Below are 18,965 nucleotides of genomic sequence, written 5' to 3' on the forward strand. Positions count from 1 at the left end.
ATACGAATTGCGCAGTTCCGCAGAATGATTATGCGGGACTGCACGCTAAAAAAGACAGATCGGATGATGATGACAAAAGGTGTTATCGTTTTGGCAGCAGGCGGAACTGGCGGACATTTGTTTCCTGCCGAAGCGCTGGCGCATGAACTGACAAAAGATGGCTATGATGTGCATCTGGTAACCGATAAGCGCGCGCAGCGTTTTGTGTCTGGTTTCGATGAAAACCATGTGCATGTGGTGCGTTCCGCAACCATTGCCGGTAAAAATCCGATTGCATTGGCGAAAACGTTCTACAGCCTGTGGCAGGGTAATCTCGATTGCCGCAGATTGTTCCGTCGCTTAAAGCCAAAGTTGGTTGTCGGTTTTGGTGGCTATCCGACCTTGCCGCCGCTCTATGCGGCTTCGCGCATGGGTATTTCGACAATTATCCATGAGCAGAATGCAGTGATGGGACGTGCCAATAAAGGTTTGTCTGCCCGCGTGACAGCGATTGCCGGTGGCTTCTTGTCTGCGGATAGTGGTGTTCATGCAGCCAAGACTGTGCAGACCGGCAATCCGGTACGCCCGACTGTGCTGGCGCAGACCAATGTTGCCTATAAGCCTTCTGTGGAGCCCGATGTTTTCCGTTTTCTGGTTTTCGGCGGCAGTCAGGGTGCGCAATATTTTTCTACCGTTGTACCCGCCGCTATCGCTCTGCTTGAAATTGACGAGCGTGAAAGACTGTTCGTTACCCAGCAGGCGCGACCGGAAGATGAAGTGATCTGCCGTAAAGCCTATGAAAAACTCGGCGTTAAGGCGCAGGTTGCACCATTCTTCGGTAATTTACCGGAGATGATGGCGCAGGCGCATTTTGTTTTGTCCCGCTCCGGTGCGTCGACTGTTTCTGAGATTGCGGCTATTGGCCGTCCGAGCTTGATGGTGCCGTTTCCATTTGCGCTTGATCACGATCAGGCAGCTAATGCTGAAGCGCTGGCAAAAGCCGGTGGTGGTGAAGTGATCCGCCAGTCTGAGTTGAAACCGGAAAAACTGGCGCAGGTTCTGATTGCTGCGCTGAATGAGCCACAAAGGCTGGCAGATATAGCTGCACGTGCAAAAAGTGCTGGTCATCCTGACGCAACACGGTTGCTTGCTGATCTTGTGGAGGCTATTGCAGCGGGATTGTCTGTTTCTGATTACAAAGAAGGAAAACGCGCATGAAAATGCCTCTGAATATTGGTCTGGTTCATTTTATCGGAATCGGCGGCATTGGCATGAGCGGCATTGCGGAAGTGCTGCATAATCTGGGCTATAAGGTTCAGGGTTCCGATCAGGCTGATGGTGCGAATGTGCAGCGTCTGCGTGATAAGGGCATTGAGGTTTTTGTCGGCCATAAAGCCGAGAACATCGGCAAGGCTGATGTGGTTGTGGTTTCCACAGCTATTCGTCCGAATAATCCGGAATTGGTTGAGGCGCGGGAAAATCTGCTGCCGATCGTGCGCCGTGCGGAAATGCTGGCCGAGTTGATGCGCTTCCGTCAGGCGATTGCCATCGGCGGTACACATGGCAAGACCACCACGACCTCGATGGTTGCCACACTGCTCGAAGCCGGTCATCTTGACCCGACCGTTATCAATGGCGGTATCATCAATGCCTATGGCACCAATGCCCGTATGGGTGAGGGTGAGTGGATGGTGGTTGAGGCCGACGAGAGCGACGGTACTTTCCTGAAACTGCCTGCTGATATTGCGGTCATCACCAATATTGATCCTGAACATCTCGACCATTACGGTTCGTTCGACAATGTGCGGGCTGCTTTCCGTCAGTTTGTTGAGAATGTGCCTTTCTACGGTTTCGGCGTAATGTGTCTTGACCACCCTGAAGTGCAAGCACTGGTCAGCCGTATCGAAGACCGCCGCGTGATCACCTATGGTGAAAACCCGCAGGCCGATGTGCGCTTCTCCAATCATCATATGGATGGTGCGGTTTCTGTTTTCGATGTGGTTATCCGTGACCGCAAAGGTGAGACTGTTGAAATTAAAGATCTGCGTCTGCCGATGCCAGGTCGTCACAATGTGTCCAATGCCACGGCGGCGATTGCCGTTGCTCATGAACTTGGCCTGACAGCCGATGATATCCGCAAAGGTCTGTCAGGCTTTGGTGGTGTGAAGCGCCGCTTTACCCATACCGGCTCGTGGAACGGTGCAGAGATTTTTGACGATTATGGTCATCATCCGGTTGAAATCAAAGCCGTGTTGAAAGCTGCCCGTGATGCTGCTTCGAGCCGCGTGATTGCCATTGCGCAGCCGCACCGCTTTACGCGTCTGGCGAGCCTGTTTGATGAATTCTCAACCTGCTTTAATGATGCCGATACTGTGCTGATCGCGCCGGTTTATACAGCCGGTGAAGATCCGATTGAAGGCGTGACTTCGGAAACGCTGGTGAGCAAGATTAAGACCGCCGGTCATCGTGATGCGCGCTATCTGGAAAGTCCTGAGCAATTGCCTGAAATTATCAAAGGGCTGGCGCAGGAAGGCGATTTCGTGGTGTTCCTCGGCGCAGGCAATATCACGCAATGGGCTTATGCATTGCCTAAGCAGCTAGGCGGCACCAGCGCTGTCTGAGGCAATGCGGGTGGCTTATGCACTGCCTAAGCAATTAGGTGGTACCAGCGCTGTCTGAGGCAATGCGGGTGGCTTATGCACTGCCTAAGCAATTAGGTGGTACAAGCGCTGCCTGAGACAATATGTGCGGTTAGCGCTGTTTCATTTACTTGGCAGGATTTGAGGAATAATGCCTTGATCCTGCCGTGTTTTTCCTGACCTTATCCGAATTGTTATGACGCTTATGATCCGGAAAATTTGAAGTCCGGATTGATTTAAGAGAGATGAGTAGAAATGGCTGTAAAGCTCGATGGTGAAGCGCTGCTCAAGCAGCTTGAAAAACCTCTGTCTGGTATTCGCGGACGTCTGACACCCAATTCCGGCATGGATAAGATCACATGGTTCCGCGCTGGCGGCCCTGCTGAAGTTCTGTTCCAGCCTGTTGATGAAGATGATCTGGCGGAATTCCTGAAAAATGTACCTGAAGAAATTCCGGTAATGACTGTCGGTATTGGCTCTAACCTACTGGTGCGTGAGGGCGGTATTCCGGGCTTTGTGGTGCGTTTGTCTGCCAAAGGCTTTGGTGAGGTTGAATGTGTATCCGATACGCGTCTACGTGCTGGTACGGCGACACCGGACAAGCGTGTGGCTGCAGCAGCGCTTGAGGCCGAAATTGCCGGTTTCCATTTTTATCACGGTATTCCGGGTGGTATCGGCGGCGCTTTGCGTATGAATGCCGGTGCGAATGGTGTTGAGACCTGTGAGCGCGTTATCGAAGTGCGCGCACTTGACCGCAAAGGCAATCTGCATGTACTGAACAATGCGGATATGGGCTATGCCTATCGTCATTGCTCCGCGCCGAAAGACTTTATCTTTACCTCAGCATTGTTTGAGGGGCCGCGAGGCGAAGCTGCAGCCATCCGCGTTGCAATGGATGAAGTGCAGAACCACCGCGAGACTGTGCAGCCGATCCGTGAAAAAACCGGTGGCTCCACTTTCAAAAATCCTGAGGGAACGTCCTCATGGAAAGAAATCGATAAAGCCGGTTGCCGTGGTCTGACCATTGGCGGCGCGCATATGTCGACCATGCACTGCAATTTCATGATCAATGGCGATAATGCCAGCGGTTATGATCTGGAACTGCTGGGCGAGACTGTACGCAATAAAGTACGTGCTAATTCCGGCATTAAACTGCACTGGGAAATTCGTCGTCTCGGCCAATTCTTAGAGGGTCGTGAAGTTACCGAGTTTTTGGATTAATCATCCTGTATATTTTAGCCGTTGCCACCTAAACGGAAAGCTGCAGGCTATCTTTAACGTCACCGCTGTTTTCTCTGATCGGGGAGGGCAGCGGTGATTTGTTTTTATGGGGTTGAAATCATGGTTTTTGAGGTGATTTGCAGCTGTCAAGAGTTCTGACTTCATGTTGTGCTAAAATAAATTTCCGCATTAACTAATTAACAAAAAATCTTAATAAATCAGTAGCTTCCGGCGAATCTGATTCGTATGTCATTTGCGTAATATTTTGTAAGGGCTTGCCATAGAATCAACTCTCTGATTCTTATAGTGAACAAGCGTTAGTGATTTGGGTCGGCAAGTTAATTTTGCCTTGGGGTTCTGCGGAAATCTTCCGCTGGAGCGCTGTGTGATTGTCTGAGGTCAGAGGGGTTTCGGGTGGCGGTCATGGGGTATCTCAGGGATTATATTTAATGTGTTTGACGTATCTGAGTGATGCGTGCGGCTTTACTGAAGTGAGCCGGAGTTTTTTTGTTTTATGTGTATCAGCGTTGCTGGCAGAGGGGACATGGTTAAAATGACAGGTAAACATGTTGCTGTCTTGATGGGCGGATTTTCATCGGAGCGTCCGGTGAGTCTTTCTTCCGGTGCGGCTTGCGCCAAGGCTCTTGAAGAGCAAGGTTACCGTGTAACGCGTGTTGATGTTGGTCGTGATGTCGCCGCCGTTCTGGCTGAGTTGAAGCCTGATGTGGCTTTCAATGCTTTGCATGGTCCTTTTGGTGAAGATGGTGCCATTCAAGGTATTCTTGAATATCTGCAAATTCCTTACACACATTCCGGTGTGCTGGCGTCGGCGCTGGCTATGGATAAGGCGCGCGCCAAACTGGTTGCAGGTGCTGCCGGTGTGGCCATTGCGCCATCCCGCGTGATGAGCCGTTTCGATATTGGTAATGAACATCCGATGCAGCCGCCTTATGTGGTGAAGCCGGTGCGTGAAGGGTCGAGCTTCGGTGTCGTAATTGTGCGCGAAGGTCAGAGTGCCCCGCCGCAGATTCTCGGCTCCGATGAGTGGAAATATGGCGATGAAGTTATGGTCGAGCGCTATGTTGCCGGACGTGAACTGACCTGTGCCGTGATGGGTGATCGTGCTCTTGGGGTCTGTGAAATCATTCCGCTGGCACATTCTTTCTACGATTATGACTCAAAATATGCAGATGGTGGCTCCCGGCACGAATGTCCCGCGAAAATTTTACCGAATATTTACCAAAAAATACAAATAATGGCACTTCAGGCGCATCAGGCGGTCGGATGTCGCGGCGTGAGTCGTTCCGATTTCCGGTTTGATGAGAATGGCTCCGGTGATGGTGAGCTGATCTGGCTTGAAGTGAATACGCAGCCGGGCATGACGCCGACCTCTCTGGTGCCGGATATTGCCAAGGCTGAAGGGTATTCATTCGGTGAGTTGTTGAGCTGGATGGTGGAGGATGCCTCGTGCATGCGTTAAAAACGAGATCTGACAGAAGTAATCATGATGCGATGATGTCTCGTACATCACTGTCGCATGGTGGTGCTTTTGTTCTTCCACGTTTTCTTCGTAAGCCGTTTCGTATTGCCTCGCGCCTGATTGGTGGCGGGGTGAATATACCTCGCTATGCCGGTACGCTGGGGCTGGTCAGCTTTTTGGGTGCTACAGGCATCTACGGTATGGTTGTTGGCGATCATACCCACACTGTTGTTAAGGCGACGGCCTCCACTTTCGGTTTTGCAATCGAGAGAGTGAGCGTTGCCGGTAATAACGAAACCTCTGAAATCGATATTCTTGAAAAGCTCGGTCTGGATGGTGAAACATCCCTGATCGGTTTCAATGCCGATGAGGCGCGTCTGGCAATTGAGACGCTGCCTTGGGTTGCCGGAGTTGAAATCCGCAAAGTCTATCCGGGTTCTGTTGTGGTCTCGTTGGAAGAGCGTAAGGCATTTGCGCTCTGGCAGAGCGGTCGTGACCTGCTGGTTGTCGATGAAGCCGGTAAGCCGATCGTACCACTGAATGGCTCGCGCTATGCTTCGCTGCCGCTTGTTGTCGGTGAAGGCGCTTCGAGCCGCGGTAAAGCTTTTATCGAAACTGTGGCAGCTTACCCTGATCTGGCTGCCAAAGTGCGTGCCTATGCGCGTGTTTCTGACCGCCGCTGGGATTTGCTGTTTGATAATGGTGTACGGGTTTTGTTGCCGGAGCAGGACGTGAAGCGCGCTCTGGCCGAAGTTGAAACCCTGCAACGGACTAAAAATATTCTTGGTCGGGATATTCTCAGCCTTGATATGCGTCTGGACGATCGTGTGACTGTACAGCTCACACCGACCGGCATGGAAAGCCGTGAGAAAATGCTGAAAGACCGTGAAAAAGCTGCGAAAGCTGCCAAGGCAGCGGGTAGGCGCGTATGAGTATCTGGTCTTCAAAAAACACTTCCGGTTCCGCATCTTCAGGTCGCCGCACGCGGCTTTTGACTGTGCTTGATGTTGGTTCCTCCAAAGTTTCCTGCGTGATTGCCCGTTTGCGTCCGCGCGATGAGAGTGCATTCCTGCCAGGACGCACCCATCGAATGGATGTGCTGGGTATCGGCTATCAGAAATCACGCGGTGTTAAGTCCGGTGTCGTGATTGATCTGGATGCTGCCGAACAGTCAATCCGTCTGGCGGTTGATGCGGCGGAGCGTATGGCCGGTCTAACAGTTGAATCGCTGATCGTGAATATTTCTTCCGGTCGCCTGAAAAGCGAAACCTTCAATGCCAGCATTGATCTGGGCGGCCACGAAGTCGAAAAAACCGATATTCGTCGTGTGCTTGCTGCCGGTGCGAAACAGGCATTGCAGGCTGAGCGTCATTTGGTTCATTCTTTGCCGATTGGTTACACGCTGGACAGCGAACGCGGCATTCGCGATCCACTGGGCATGCTCGGTGATACGCTCGGCGTTGATATGCATGTGCTGACTGCGGATAGTGCACCTTTGCGCAATCTGGAGCTCTGCATTAACCGTTGCCATCTCTCTGTAGAAGCGATTGTTGCCACGCCTTATGCAAGCGGTCTGGCGGCTCTGGTAGATGACGAAGCGGAAATGGGCGCGGCCTGCATTGATATGGGCGGCGGTACCACAACGATTTCCGTATTCTCGGAAGGCAAATTTATCCATGCAGACGCCATTGCCATTGGCGGTATGCATGTAACAATGGACGTGGCGCGCGGGTTCTCCACCCGTATGGAAGATGCTGAACGTCTCAAGGTTATGTATGGCTCGGCGCTGCCAAGCGCTGCCGATGACCGTGACATGATCAGCGTGCCGCCGATTGGCGACGACGACCGTGATGTGCCGAACCAGTATCCGCGTTCTGTTCTGACCCGTATCATTCGTGCCCGTGTTGAAGAAACACTGGAGCTGGTTCGTGACCGGCTCAATGCTTCGGGTCTGGGACATATTGTCGGTAAACGTGTTGTGCTGACAGGTGGCGCGAGCCAGCTGACCGGTATGCCGGAAGTTGCACGCCGTATTCTGGCGCGCAATGTCCGCATCGGACGGCCGTTAGGAATTGCGGGATTGCCGGAAGCTGCTAAGGGCTCCGCTTTCTCGGCAACAGTGGGCCTGCTGATTTATCCGCAGGTTGCAGGTATTGAGGAACGCTCGGTTCGGGCTGCTTCCGGCGGACGCCTTATAGGGTCCGGCGGTCGTATCTCACGGGTTGGCCAATGGCTGAAAACAAGTTTCTGATCAGGGCAATATGCTCTGATCTTCTGTAAATGCGCACATCTTATCCGAAAACCGTAACACTTTTCGGGATGTGCTTTTAAGAAAGAAGCGCGGCTTTCCTGAGGAGTGAAATTGAAGGAAAGCAGTTTTGAAACAAGGGTTTGAGATTTTTCATTTCTGACCCGATTACACTCTGGGCTTTTTGCCAAATCATGGTAAATGACCAGATAATTTCAAAATGCAAACGCGGTTCCTTTCAGGGTAAATGCGTACAAAAAAACAAATCAGAATACGGCACCGCGGCGGCGAAGCGGTGAAAGGCAAAAGGAACGAAACTGATGACAATCAATCTGCAAAAGCCGGATATTACCGAGCTTAAGCCGCGCATTACCGTTTTCGGTGTCGGCGGCGGCGGCGGTAACGCTGTCAACAACATGATCAACGCGGGTCTGCGCGGTGTGAACTTCGTTGTTGCGAATACCGACGCCCAGGCTCTGACCATGTCCAAGTCTGAACGCATCATTCAGCTGGGCGCAGCTGTCACGGAAGGTCTGGGTGCAGGTTCCCAGCCGGAAGTTGGCCGCGCTGCTGCAGAAGAGTGCATCGACGAAATCAATGATCACCTGAACGGCACCCATATGTGCTTTGTAACCGCCGGTATGGGCGGTGGCACAGGTACCGGTGCAGCTCCGGTTGTTGCCCGCGCAGCGCGCGAAAAAGGCATTCTGACCGTTGGTGTTGTGACCAAACCTTTCCACTTCGAAGGCCAGCGCCGTATGAAAACGGCTGATATGGGTATCGAAGATCTGCAGAAGAATGTTGATACTCTGATCGTCATTCCGAACCAGAACCTGTTCCGTATTGCCAATGACAAGACCACCTTTGCTGACGCTTTTGCGATGGCCGATCAGGTGCTCTATTCCGGTGTTGCCTGCATCACCGATCTGATGGTTAAAGAAGGTCTGATCAATCTGGACTTTGCTGACGTGCGTTCCGTAATGCGCGAAATGGGCAAAGCGATGATGGGCACCGGCGAAGCTTCCGGTGACGGCCGTGCGATCGCTGCTGCTGAAGCTGCTATTGCTAACCCGCTGCTGGATGAAACCTCCATGCGCGGCGCTCGCGGCCTGCTGATCTCGATCACTGGTGGTCGTGATATGACCCTGTTTGAAGTTGATGAAGCTGCTACTCGTATCCGTGAAGAAGTTGATCAGGATGCTATGATCATTCTCGGCGCGACCTTCGATGAAGGTCTCGAAGGTGTGATCCGTGTTTCTGTCGTCGCGACCGGAATCGATAAGCAGATCGGAGACGCGGCGCCTGCGCCGCTGGAATTTCGCCAGCCAGCGAAACCTGTAGCTAAGCCAGCCGCACCTGTTGCTCAGGCTCCGATGCAGCAGCCGGCAGCTCAGGTTCAGCCTATTGCACAGCCAGCCGCGGCACAGCAGTCCTTGCATCTTGGTGAAGGCGAGCAGCGCTCTTATGCACCGCCTGCAGCTTCCGCTGATGCAGACTTCCAGCCGCAGAGCCGTATTTTTCAGGCTCCTGCACCGGATATGATGGAAATGCGCCAGCAGCCAGTGGCACCACGCCCGCAGATGCAGGCACCGGTTCAGCCGCAGATGCAGCAGCAGGCACATAACCTGGCACCGCAGCCACAGTTCCAGCCGCAGCAGCATATGGATCCGGTTTTGGCTCCGCAGCAGCCACGTCAGGCGCCTCGTATGCCTAGCGTTTCGGACTTTCCTCCGTCGGTTCAGGCAGAAATGAATGCCCGTCGCGCACCAGCGCCACAGCAGGCAGCGCCGACACATGAAGAACGCGGTCCGCTTGGTCTGCTGCGTCGTCTGACAGCCAGCCTGTCCCGTCGTGAAGATGAGCAGCCGACCGCTCGTCTGGAACCAGCGCAGAAGCGCGAAATGCCGGCCGCTCCGATGCAGGCACGTAACCCTGAGCAGCGTCGCCCGCTGTCGCAGGATGCGTCGATCTATGCACCGCGCAACGGTCAGCTTGATAATCAGGGTCGCGCACAGCCGCGCGTGGCTTCTGAAGATGATCAGCTTGAAATTCCGGCGTTCCTGCGCCGTCAGGCCAACTGATCAAATAACTACCTTTTGCTTTAAACTTCACCGCGTTCTGCAAAGAACGCGGTGTTTTTATTTGTCGGGATGGTTGAGCCTGTCTTTTGTGCGCTTTATATAAAGCTGATACTAGAATGCATTAGATGACAGAGAGCAGGATTGCGATGAAAGCTTTGCAGAAAACTATCGCCGGATCATTCTCGCTTGCCGGTTTCGGTGTGCATGGCGGCAAACCGGTAACCTTGCAGATTAGTCCTGCACCAGTGAACCACGGCATTGTTTTCATTCGTCATAATGCTGAGGGGCGGCGTGAGAACATTCCGGCGCTGTCTTCGTCTCTTGGCTCGACGACACTGAATACATCCATCGGCTCTGCAGATTTTGGTGTCAGTACAATCGAGCATCTGATGGCGGCAATTGCTGCGCTGAGCATTGATAATCTGAATATTGAAATTGACGGGCCCGAAGTGCCAATCCTTGGCGGCGGTTCTGCAGAATTTATTGCTGCATTCCGTGAGGTTGGTCTGAGTGAGCAGGATGCGCCACGCAGTTATCTGAACATTATGAAGCCGGTACGTGTTGAAGACGGACAAAACTGGGCTGAATTCGTGCCGCATGACGGTACCCGCTATGAAGTGGAAATTGACTTTCCGGTTGCTTCAATCGGGCGTCAATCTTTCAGTTTTGATCTCGACGGCGATGTGTTTGAACGGGAAATCTCTAAAGCCCGTACTTTCGGCTTTATGCGTGATGTCGAGAAGCTGCGCTCGATGGGGCTGGCTCTTGGCTCGTCACTGGAAAATTCCATTGCGATTGGTGATGACGGGCAGGTGCTTAATCCGGACGGGCTGCACTATCCGAATGAATTTGTGCGTCATAAATTGCTGGATTCCGTTGGAGATCTGGCTCTGGCCGGTCATCCGTTTAAAGGATTGTTCCGCTCCTACCGCGGTGGCCATAAGCTGAATGGAGCCTTGGTCAAAGCATTGTTGGAAAAGCCGGAGCATTATCGTCTTGAAAGCTGAGCTTTCTTGCTGACATGAAAAACGCACCCGAGAACTATAAAGACCAAACCGGATAGAAAACGGAATGATTCTTTTACACTGCGTGCTATCAGCCATAATTGAGCCGTGAACAGGTGTACTGTAGTGATGGTTTGTAAGAGATTTTGCTGTTTTAAGGACTTTCGGGTTGAAAAAGTCGTGTCCGGCAGGCATTGCAGTCTCGATGCAGTGCGAATAAACTTGTATTAACATTGCCGATTGTTCTCAGCTATGGTTTATGAACCCTCTGACACAGGAATGATTTGCCCATGATTTGTGTTGCCGAAACACCGGAGACAGCATGACGATTTCTAAATTCCCAGATAATGCAGCCAATCTTGTTGGTGCTGAGGGTTCTCAAATTCGTAAAATGACAAAGCTGGCATTTGCATCTGGCGCTGTCATGCTGACAATGGCACTTGCAGGTTGTGCGTCCGGCGACAAAGACATTGACCTGTCCAAATATGTTGAGAGCATTGATCCGGCGGATAAGCTTTACAATGAAGGTCTTGCTAATCTTGAAGCAGGCCGTCTTGATGAAGCATCAAAAAAATTCGCCGCCGTTGATCGCCAGCATCCATATACAGAATATGCCCGTAAATCGCTGGTGATGGCCGCTTTCACCAATTACCGCAAAGGTAATTATGAAGAAGCGATCTCGATGGCCAAGCGTTACAACACGCTTTACCCGACTTCGGATGAATCGGCTTATGCCTATTATATTATCGGTCTGAGCTATTTCCGTCAGATTCCGGATGTAACGCGCGATCAGGCGGCAAGCCGTCGTGCAATTTCCGCGATGCAGGAAGTGGTCGATCGTTTCCCGAAATCCGAATATGTTGAAGACGCTAAAACCAAAATCCGCTTTGCCCGCGACCAGCTCGCCGGTAAGGATATGCAGGTTGGCCGTTATTACCTTGAGCGCAAGGAATATCTGGGTGCGATCAAGCGTTTCCGCAATGTGGTTGAGGAATATTCCAACACCCGTCAGGTGGAAGAAGCGCTGGCTCGTTTGACCGAAGCCTATTATGCACTTGGTCTGGTTTCGGAAGCACAGACTGCTGCGGCAGTTCTGGGTAAGAACTTCCCGGACAGTCCTTGGTATAAAGATTCCTATAAATTGTTGCAGGGCGGTGGTCTTGAGCCGCGCGAAAACACAGGTTCTTGGCTTTCCAAAGCTTCCGCGCTTATCACTGGCGGCGCTTAACTTGTAAATAAAGGCAGCCATGCTAGCGCAACTGTCGATCCGCGATATTGTCCTGATTGAGAAACTCGATATCGAGTTTCAAAAAGGATTGTCTGTACTCACCGGTGAAACCGGTGCGGGTAAATCTATTCTGCTGGATAGTCTGTCTCTGGCGCTCGGCGCCAGAGGCGATGCTTCACTCGTGCGTCATGGTGCGGGGCAGGGGCAGGTGACGGCGGTGTTTGATGTGGACGTTAATCATCCGGCTCGTAATTTTCTCAAAGATAATGAAATCAATGATGACGGCGATATTATTCTGCGCCGTGTGCAGAATAGTGACGGTCGCTCAAAGGTTTTCATCAACGATCAGGCTGCAAGCGTTGGTTTGCTGCGTGAGCTTGGCCGTCATCTGGTGGAAATTCATGGCCAGCATGATGACCGTGCGCTGATTGATACGGATTTGCACCGCACGCTGCTGGATGCGTTCGGCGGGCTGGATAGCCAGACCTTGCGACTGCGTCGCTTGTATAAGCAGTGGCGTGACAGTGAGAGTGCATTAGTTAAGCATCGTGCAAAGGTGGAAGCCGCTGCGCGTGAGGCAGATTATCTGCGTGCATCCGCTGACGAACTTTCAAAGCTAAATCCGCAAATGGACGAAGAAGATGAGCTGGCTGAAAAGCGCTCTATCATGATGAAGTCCGAGAAAATTGCGACGGATGTCAGTGAAGCGAATGACCTGCTGTCCGGCCATGAATCGCCGGTGCCGACATTGGCTGCACTGGTGCGTCGTCTTGAGCGTAAAATGCCGGAAGCGCCGCATTTGCTGGAGCCGGTGATTAAAGCGATTGATGAAGCACTGGATCGTCTTGGCGATGCGCAGAGCGGTATTGATACGGCAATGCGCGAAATTGATTTTGATCCGCGTGTGCTGGAAACTGTTGAAGAGCGCTTGTTTGCGCTGCGCGCAGCCTCGCGTAAATTCTCTGTGCCGGTGGCTAACTTATCTGCATTGCGCGACAAGATGGATGCCGATTTGCTCGATCTTGATGCCGGTGCGGAAAAGCTGGAGCAGCTGGAAGCGCAGGCGCAGGAAAATCGCGTAATTTACGATACGGCAGCTGCAGCTCTGTCAGCAGAGCGTACAAAAATTGCGCAGTCACTGACGCAGGCTGTGATGCAGGAATTGCCTGCTCTGAAGCTGGAGCGTGCGGAGTTCATCGTCAATATTGAGACAGATGCGGAAAACCGCAGTGCTGAAGGTATTGATGTTGTTGAATATTGGGTGCGAACCAATCCGGGAACACGCGCAGGCCCAATGATGAAAGTGGCCTCGGGCGGTGAATTGTCCCGCTTCTTGTTGGCACTTAAAGTGGCGCTTGCTGATCGCGGTTCAGCGCCAACTCTGGTATTCGATGAAATTGATACCGGTGTGGGCGGTGCAGTGGCTGATGCGATTGGCCAGCGTCTGGCACGGCTTTCTTCCAATGTGCAGGTGCTTTCTGTAACGCACGCGCCACAGGTTGCTGCGCGTGCGACAACACATTTCCTGATCGCCAAAGCGCAAGGGGAGAGTGAGCAGATGCGCACCTCGATCCGCACGATGGAAGTCGAAGAGCGGCAGGAAGAAATCGCCCGTATGCTCGCCGGTGCCAGTGTGACCGATGAAGCCCGTGCTGCTGCTGAGCGTTTGCTACGGGAAAACGGCGCTTTGACTGTATAAAATTCAGTCTTGAGCGTTTGATTTTATCCGACTGTGTTATATTCAATCTGTAAACGGAGACGGGTTGAATATGAGTGAAATCAGCGTTGAACAACTGAGCGTAGAGCAGGCCGCAATTGAGCTTGAGCGGCTGGCCAAAACCATTGCTGAACATGATTTCCTTTATAATACGCAGGATGCACCGGTTATCTCCGATGCGGAATATGATGCGCTGCGCCGCCGCAATCAGGCGATTGAACAACGCTTTCCGCAGTTGATCCGCGAAGATTCGCCGTCGCTGAAAGTCGGTGCGGCAGTTTCCGAGAAATTCTCCAAAATCACCCATAAGGTACCGATGCTGTCGCTGGATAATGCTTTCAGCGATGAGGATGTCGGTGAGTTTGTCGGGCGTATTTATCGTTTCCTCAAACTCTTTCCGGGTAGTCCGCTCGGCATTACTGCAGAACCGAAGATTGACGGTTTGTCGCTCTCATTGCGTTATGAACAGGGGCGGCTGGTCAGTGCTGCAACACGGGGCGATGGCTCAGTGGGTGAGAATGTCACCAATAATGCTCGCACCATTGCTGATATACCGCAGGTTTTGAACGGCGCTGCGCCGGATGTGCTGGAAGTGCGTGGCGAAGTCTATATGAGCCATGCGGACTTTGCAGCGCTCAATGAAAAGCAGGAAAAAGACGGCAAACCGGTTTTTGCCAATCCGCGCAATGCGGCGGCGGGTTCGTTGCGTCAGCTGGATAGCAAAATTACCGCCAGTCGTGTGTTACGCTTTTTCGCCTATGCATGGGGGGAGGTGAGCGAAATGCCTGCTTCTACACAAATGGGCATGGTGGAGAAGTTCAAATCCTATGGCTTTACCATTAATCCGCTGATGCGCCGTTTTGAGAGCGTGCCGGAACTGGTAGCCCATTATCATGCAATTGAAGAACAGCGTGCCACGCTCGGCTATGATATTGACGGCGTGGTCTATAAAATTGACGATCTGGCGCTCCAGCAGCGCCTTGGTTTTATCTCGCGCAGCCCGCGTTGGGCAATTGCACATAAATTTCCGGCAGAACGTGCTTTCACTATTCTCAAAGGCATCGATATTCAGGTCGGCCGTACCGGTGCTTTGACTCCGGTTGCACGTCTGGAGCCGATTACGGTTGGTGGCGTGGTGGTGACCAATGCCACGCTGCATAATGAAGATTATATTCGCGGATTTGATCAGAAGGGCAATGTCTTACGTGAAGGGCGTGATATCCGTGTCGGCGATACTGTGATTATCCAGCGTGCGGGCGATGTGATCCCGCAGATCGTGGATATTGTTGCCGATAAACGACCTGCTGAGAGCGTGGCTTATGAATTCCCGCGTTTGTGCCCTGTCTGCGGCAGCCATACGGTGCGTGAAGAAGGTGAGGCGGTGCGCCGTTGCACAGGTGGGCTGATTTGCGCGGCGCAGGCGGTGGAGCGCATTCGCCATTTCGTATCACGGAATGCTTTTGACATTGAAGGCTTGGGCGAAAAGCAGGTTGAATTTTTCTTCAATGCTGAGGATGAGAGCTTAAAAATCCGCACGCCCGCTGATATTTTTACGCTGGAAAAACGCCAAGTTGCATCACCGCTGAAAAAGCTCGAAAATATCGAAGGTTTCGGTACAACTTCCGTGCGTAAGCTCTATGCGGCGATCAATGAGCGGCGCGAAATTGCGTTGAGTCGTTTTCTGTTCGGTCTTGGTATCCGCCATGTTGGCGAGGTCAATGCCAAGAAACTGGCACGCGCTTTCGGCTCATATCAGAAGCTGGCAGAGGTGGCACAAGCCGCTTTAGTGCCGCAGGAAAAGAGCGATAAGGGCAATGATGCCTGGCGCGAACTGACGGATGTGGAAGGTGTTGGCACGATTGTTGCCGAGGCAATTGTGGACTTCTATCAGGAACCGCATAACACCGAGGTGTTGAGTGCCTTGCTCGCAGAAGTGACGCCGCTGGATGAAGTTCACGAAGTTGTGAGTGGCTCGCCGGTTGCGGGCAAAACGATTGTTTTCACCGGATCACTGGTGCGCATGTCGCGCGATGAAGCTAAGGCTATGGCTGAGCGCTATGGCGCAAAAACAGCAGGTTCTGTATCAAAAAAGACAGATCTGGTGGTCGCTGGCCCCGGTGCAGGCTCAAAATTGGCAAAAGCTGCGGAACTGGGCATTGAAGTCATTGATGAAGATGCGTGGTTTACGCTTGTTGGTGCGGATTAAATTAAACAACGTATTATCTGATAAGGCAGGGCAGGTGTGTCTGCCCTGCACTTGATTGGTTTTATGCATCAGCCTATTCATAACCAGAGGGGGAACGGAAAATGTTTTTCTGGTTTAGTCCATTCCTCGATTGTGAACGCGGTCTTTAACAACGCGTTTTAAAAAATACTGGTAATGATGATGGATGGATGTAATCCGAAAAGCCTGTCTGATGTGCAGACAGGTAAACTTGCGCAATTCTGGGATGGCGCAAAACGCGGCGGGCCTGTTATGGCCGCGGTCGCACCTTTTGGCATTTTGTTTGGCGTGGTTGCCGTCGATAACGGCCTGAATGTCAGTGAATCCGTGTGGATGAGTGCGGCATTATTTGCCGGTGCCAGCCAGCTGGTGGGCATGGAGCTGTTTGGCAAGCATGTTGCGCCATGGATGATCCTGCTGTCGATTTTCGCGGTGAATTTCCGCCATGTGCTTTATTCCGCAGGCACCGGAAGGCTGATTAAGCATTTCACGCCGTTACAGCAGATTGTAGCATTCTTTTTCCTGACCGATGTTCAATATGCGGAAAGTGAAAAACAGGCAGAGCAGAAGAAGCCGATTACCTTTGTCTGGTATATGGGGCTGGCGATTCCGCTTTATCTGTCATGGGTGGTGGAGGCCTATATCGGCGCTACTTTTGGCGGGTTGATTGGTGATCCGAAATCAATCGGCCTTGATATGCTGCTGCCGATTTACTTCCTCGGACTGGTAATGGGCTTTCGCTCCCGTACCAACTGGTTCCCGATTGTTGGGGCAAGCTCCGTGACATCTGTTGCGGCTTATTTCTGGATAGGTTCTCCGTGGCATGTCACCATCGGTGCGCTCGGCGGGATTATCATGGCTGTTGTGATTGCCAAGCCGCTTACAGGGCGTGAAACCGTGATTACGCTGGATGATGAGCCTATGAAGGCTGGCAAGGAGCAGGCGCAATGACTTCAACTGTCTGGATTATTTTTGGCGCTGCTGTGCTGACTTATATCACCCGTATCGGCGGGCATCTTATTCTCTCGCAATTCGCGCGTGTACATTATCGTGTGGAGGCTGGTCTCAATGCCGTTCCTGCGGCAGTGCTGACCACGCTTGTTGCACCGGCCGCATTCAATGCAGGCTGGAAAGAGTTCGTGACGATGGTGATCTGCACCTTAGCGGCATTTCGTATTGGTATTATCCCGCTGTGTATTTTTGGCGGTGTGCTGATTGTGCTGCTGCGCCAATATATGCCGTTCTAAAATGGCGTGAAGTTGATAATAAAAAACCGGCGATTTCGCCGGTTTTTCTTTGTTTAGGTTTAGATGGTTTAGAGCGCTTCAGTCGCTGCAATCAGCCAGCTCTTTTCAGCTTCCGAGCAATGCGGCAGCAGCTTGTCGCGCGTCTGCGCATGATAATCATTGAGCCATGTCAGCTCATCTGCATTGAGCAGTGAAACCTCAATGAGACGGCGATCAATCGGACAGAAGGTCAAAGTTTCAAAGCTGTGCATAGCGATATCACCGCCATCAATTGCTTCAGGCTCTTTAATGACAATCAGATTTTCAATGCGGATGCCGAATTCACCCGGACGATAATAACCAGGTTCATTGGACAGGATCATGCCGGTTTTGAGTTCCTGCGCACCACGCTTGGAAATGCTCTGCGGCCCTTCATGCACGGCAAGATAGGAGCCAACGCCGTGACCGGTGCCGTGTGCATAGTCATAGCCATATTGCCACAGGGCAGCGCGGGCGAAGGCGTCAATATCCTGACCACGTGTTCCGACAGGGAAGCGCAGGCGAGACAGAGCGATAACGCCCTTCAGCACCAGCGTGAAAGTCTTTTTCTCAAAAGCAGAGACTTCACCAATCGCTACGGTACGGGTGATGTCCGTGGTGCCGTCGCGATACTGAGCGCCGGAATCAATCAGATAAAGCTCACCATCATTGAGTTTGCGGTTGGTATCGGTATTGACGCGATAATGAATAATCGCGCCGTCAGGACCTGCACCGGAAATACTGTCGAAAGACAGGTCTTCCAGCGGCTTCTGGAACATTTCACCAACAGTACGGCGGCTTGTCTCAAGCTGCTGTGCGGCACTAATTTCATCCACGCTACCGGCAGGTTGCTCGGCGAGCCATGAGAAGAACTTGACCATTGCCACGCCGTCACGCTCATGCGCTGCACGGGAGCCATCAAGCTCGGCTTTGTTTTTCATCGCGCGGGGCAGGCGGGCAGGATCAGTACCTTCAATCACTGTGCCATTGGCCTGTGCGATAATCATGCGCAGTTTTTCCGCCGTCAATGCCGGATCCAGCATGAAACTGACGCCTTCACCAGCCAGCTGCGCCAGTGTGCTTTCCATCAGATTGGGCGCAACGATCTTAGTCAATTGGGTGAGATAGGCTTCTGTTTCAATCGGCAGCTTACGCTTATCAATAAACAGAATATGCTCGCCATTGGCTGCAATCAGCGCGAAGCTCAAAGGCAATGGTGTATTGCTGACATCACGGCCACGGATGTTAAAAACCCAGGCGATGGAAGCAGGGTCAGTGAGAATTGTGGCACCGGCGTCGCTTTTCTCAACTGCTTCGCTCAAAATGTTCAGTTTGGCACGTGGTTCCTGACCGGCATATTGCAGCGGCTGAATAGTCACCGGCTCTAATGGTGCGGCAGGCTGGTCAGTCCAGATCAGATCCACCAGATTATCCTGCACAGGCACGAGCTTGCCGCCCTGCGCTTCCAAGGCAGCTTTCAGAGCGCGGGTTTCTGCCAGTGTGTGCAGCCAAGGATCAAAGCCGATGACCAGACCTTTGCCGTTCTTCTCCAGCCATGTGGCCGGAGGATTGTCGACCAGACTTTCAATCTCAAACACGGCCGGATCGGTTTGCGTGCGCACTTGTAATACATAGCGCCCGTCAACAAACACATAGGCTTTGGCTCGAAGGATCAATGCCGCACCGGCTGTGCCGGTGAAGCCTGTCAGCCAGCCAAGGCGCTGCGCACGGAGCGGAACATATTCGCCCTGATGCTCATCGGCACGTGGTACAAGAAAACCATCCAGTTGCAGGCGGTTTAATTCCTCGCGCAATTTGGCTACACGCGGCGCACCGGTTGCCGGATTGCTGCTGACTTCAAAGTTCTGAAACATGAGAT

The 18,965-nt window shown here is 52.4% G+C and carries 14 protein-coding genes; 13 read left to right on the top strand and 1 reads right to left on the bottom strand.

Features of this window, described 5'->3' with window-relative positions:
• Window positions 1-69: 69 nt before the first annotated feature.
• The 13 genes from murG to QUF18_RS08695 all read left to right on the top strand — a co-directional run bounded on the left by murG (window position 70) and on the right by QUF18_RS08695 (window position 17,068).
• Window positions 70-1,197 (top strand): undecaprenyldiphospho-muramoylpentapeptide beta-N-acetylglucosaminyltransferase, encoded by a 1,128-nt coding sequence (murG, locus tag QUF18_RS08635; protein WP_289386805.1) that lies wholly within the window; start codon window positions 70-72, stop codon window positions 1,195-1,197.
• Complete coding sequence (murC, locus tag QUF18_RS08640; RefSeq protein ID WP_289386648.1) at window positions 1,194-2,600, top strand: UDP-N-acetylmuramate--L-alanine ligase; 1,407 nt, start codon at window positions 1,194-1,196, stop codon at window positions 2,598-2,600. The genes murG and murC overlap by 4 nt, the downstream gene beginning before the upstream one ends.
• Window positions 2,601-2,873: 273 nt before the next feature.
• A complete protein-coding gene (gene murB / locus QUF18_RS08645) occupies window positions 2,874-3,839 on the top strand; it encodes a UDP-N-acetylmuramate dehydrogenase (RefSeq protein WP_289386649.1) in 966 nt (321 codons plus the stop codon).
• Between the two features lie 553 nt (window positions 3,840-4,392).
• Complete coding sequence (locus tag QUF18_RS08650; RefSeq protein ID WP_289386650.1) at window positions 4,393-5,319, top strand: D-alanine--D-alanine ligase; 927 nt, start codon at window positions 4,393-4,395, stop codon at window positions 5,317-5,319.
• Window positions 5,307-6,251 carry a cell division protein FtsQ/DivIB gene (locus QUF18_RS08655; protein WP_374806540.1) on the top strand — a complete coding sequence of 315 codons (945 nt, stop codon included), beginning with the start codon at window positions 5,307-5,309 and terminating at the stop codon, window positions 6,249-6,251. The genes QUF18_RS08650 and QUF18_RS08655 overlap by 13 nt, the downstream gene beginning before the upstream one ends.
• Complete coding sequence (gene ftsA / locus QUF18_RS08660) at window positions 6,248-7,570, top strand: cell division protein FtsA (protein ID WP_113944742.1); 1,323 nt, start codon at window positions 6,248-6,250, stop codon at window positions 7,568-7,570. The genes QUF18_RS08655 and ftsA overlap by 4 nt, the downstream gene beginning before the upstream one ends.
• A gap of 317 nt (window positions 7,571-7,887) precedes the next feature.
• Window positions 7,888-9,648, top strand: a complete 1,761-nt coding sequence (gene ftsZ, locus QUF18_RS08665; RefSeq protein ID WP_289386651.1) for a cell division protein FtsZ — start codon at window positions 7,888-7,890, stop codon at window positions 9,646-9,648.
• 146 nt (window positions 9,649-9,794) lie between these two features.
• Entirely contained in the window at window positions 9,795-10,655 is an 861-nt protein-coding gene (gene lpxC / locus QUF18_RS08670; RefSeq protein WP_353074504.1) for a UDP-3-O-acyl-N-acetylglucosamine deacetylase, read from the top strand.
• A gap of 388 nt (window positions 10,656-11,043) precedes the next feature.
• Complete coding sequence (locus tag QUF18_RS08675) at window positions 11,044-11,880, top strand: outer membrane protein assembly factor BamD (RefSeq protein WP_289386807.1); 837 nt, start codon at window positions 11,044-11,046, stop codon at window positions 11,878-11,880.
• A 19-nt stretch (window positions 11,881-11,899) separates the two neighbouring features.
• Complete coding sequence (gene recN / locus QUF18_RS08680; protein ID WP_289386653.1) at window positions 11,900-13,579, top strand: DNA repair protein RecN; 1,680 nt, start codon at window positions 11,900-11,902, stop codon at window positions 13,577-13,579.
• Window positions 13,580-13,649: 70 nt separating this feature from the next.
• Window positions 13,650-15,803 (top strand): NAD-dependent DNA ligase LigA, encoded by a 2,154-nt coding sequence (ligA, locus tag QUF18_RS08685; protein ID WP_289386654.1) that lies wholly within the window; start codon window positions 13,650-13,652, stop codon window positions 15,801-15,803.
• Between the two features lie 177 nt (window positions 15,804-15,980).
• Window positions 15,981-16,772: an AzlC family ABC transporter permease gene (locus tag QUF18_RS08690; protein ID WP_289386808.1), complete on the top strand. Its 792-nt coding sequence runs from the start codon at window positions 15,981-15,983 to the stop codon at window positions 16,770-16,772.
• Complete coding sequence (locus QUF18_RS08695; RefSeq protein ID WP_289386655.1) at window positions 16,769-17,068, top strand: AzlD family protein; 300 nt, start codon at window positions 16,769-16,771, stop codon at window positions 17,066-17,068. Before QUF18_RS08690 ends, QUF18_RS08695 begins: the two co-directional genes overlap by 4 nt.
• Before the next feature lie 68 nt (window positions 17,069-17,136).
• Here QUF18_RS08695 and QUF18_RS08700 read toward each other — a convergent pair whose 3' ends face one another.
• Window positions 17,137-18,960, bottom strand: coding sequence for an aminopeptidase P family protein (locus tag QUF18_RS08700; protein WP_289386656.1), 1,824 nt, complete (start codon window positions 18,958-18,960; stop codon window positions 17,137-17,139).
• Between the last annotated feature and the right edge of the window lie 5 nt (window positions 18,961-18,965).

The sequence above is a fragment of the Pseudochrobactrum kiredjianiae genome (assembly GCF_030362795.1).
GTDB lineage: Bacteria > Pseudomonadota > Alphaproteobacteria > Rhizobiales > Rhizobiaceae > Pseudochrobactrum > Pseudochrobactrum kiredjianiae.

What these genes read in the sequence shown, in the direction of transcription:
- murC (WP_289386648.1), top strand. Translation starts at nt 1,194, where the DNA reads ATGAAAATGCCTCTGAATATTGGTCTGGTTCATTTTATCGGAATCGGC.
- recN (WP_289386653.1), top strand. Translation starts at nt 11,900, where the DNA reads ATGCTAGCGCAACTGTCGATCCGCGATATTGTCCTGATTGAGAAACTC.
- QUF18_RS08675 (WP_289386807.1), top strand. Translation starts at nt 11,044, where the DNA reads ATGACAAAGCTGGCATTTGCATCTGGCGCTGTCATGCTGACAATGGCA.
- murB (WP_289386649.1), top strand. Translation starts at nt 2,874, where the DNA reads ATGGCTGTAAAGCTCGATGGTGAAGCGCTGCTCAAGCAGCTTGAAAAA.
- QUF18_RS08700 (WP_289386656.1), bottom strand. Translation starts at nt 18,960, where the DNA reads ATGTTTCAGAACTTTGAAGTCAGCAGCAATCCGGCAACCGGTGCGCCG.
- ligA (WP_289386654.1), top strand. Translation starts at nt 13,650, where the DNA reads ATGAGTGAAATCAGCGTTGAACAACTGAGCGTAGAGCAGGCCGCAATT.
- ftsA (WP_113944742.1), top strand. Translation starts at nt 6,248, where the DNA reads ATGAGTATCTGGTCTTCAAAAAACACTTCCGGTTCCGCATCTTCAGGT.
- lpxC (WP_353074504.1), top strand. Translation starts at nt 9,795, where the DNA reads ATGAAAGCTTTGCAGAAAACTATCGCCGGATCATTCTCGCTTGCCGGT.
- QUF18_RS08695 (WP_289386655.1), top strand. Translation starts at nt 16,769, where the DNA reads ATGACTTCAACTGTCTGGATTATTTTTGGCGCTGCTGTGCTGACTTAT.
- murG (WP_289386805.1), top strand. Translation starts at nt 70, where the DNA reads ATGACAAAAGGTGTTATCGTTTTGGCAGCAGGCGGAACTGGCGGACAT.
- ftsZ (WP_289386651.1), top strand. Translation starts at nt 7,888, where the DNA reads ATGACAATCAATCTGCAAAAGCCGGATATTACCGAGCTTAAGCCGCGC.
- QUF18_RS08650 (WP_289386650.1), top strand. Translation starts at nt 4,393, where the DNA reads ATGACAGGTAAACATGTTGCTGTCTTGATGGGCGGATTTTCATCGGAG.
- QUF18_RS08690 (WP_289386808.1), top strand. Translation starts at nt 15,981, where the DNA reads ATGATGGATGGATGTAATCCGAAAAGCCTGTCTGATGTGCAGACAGGT.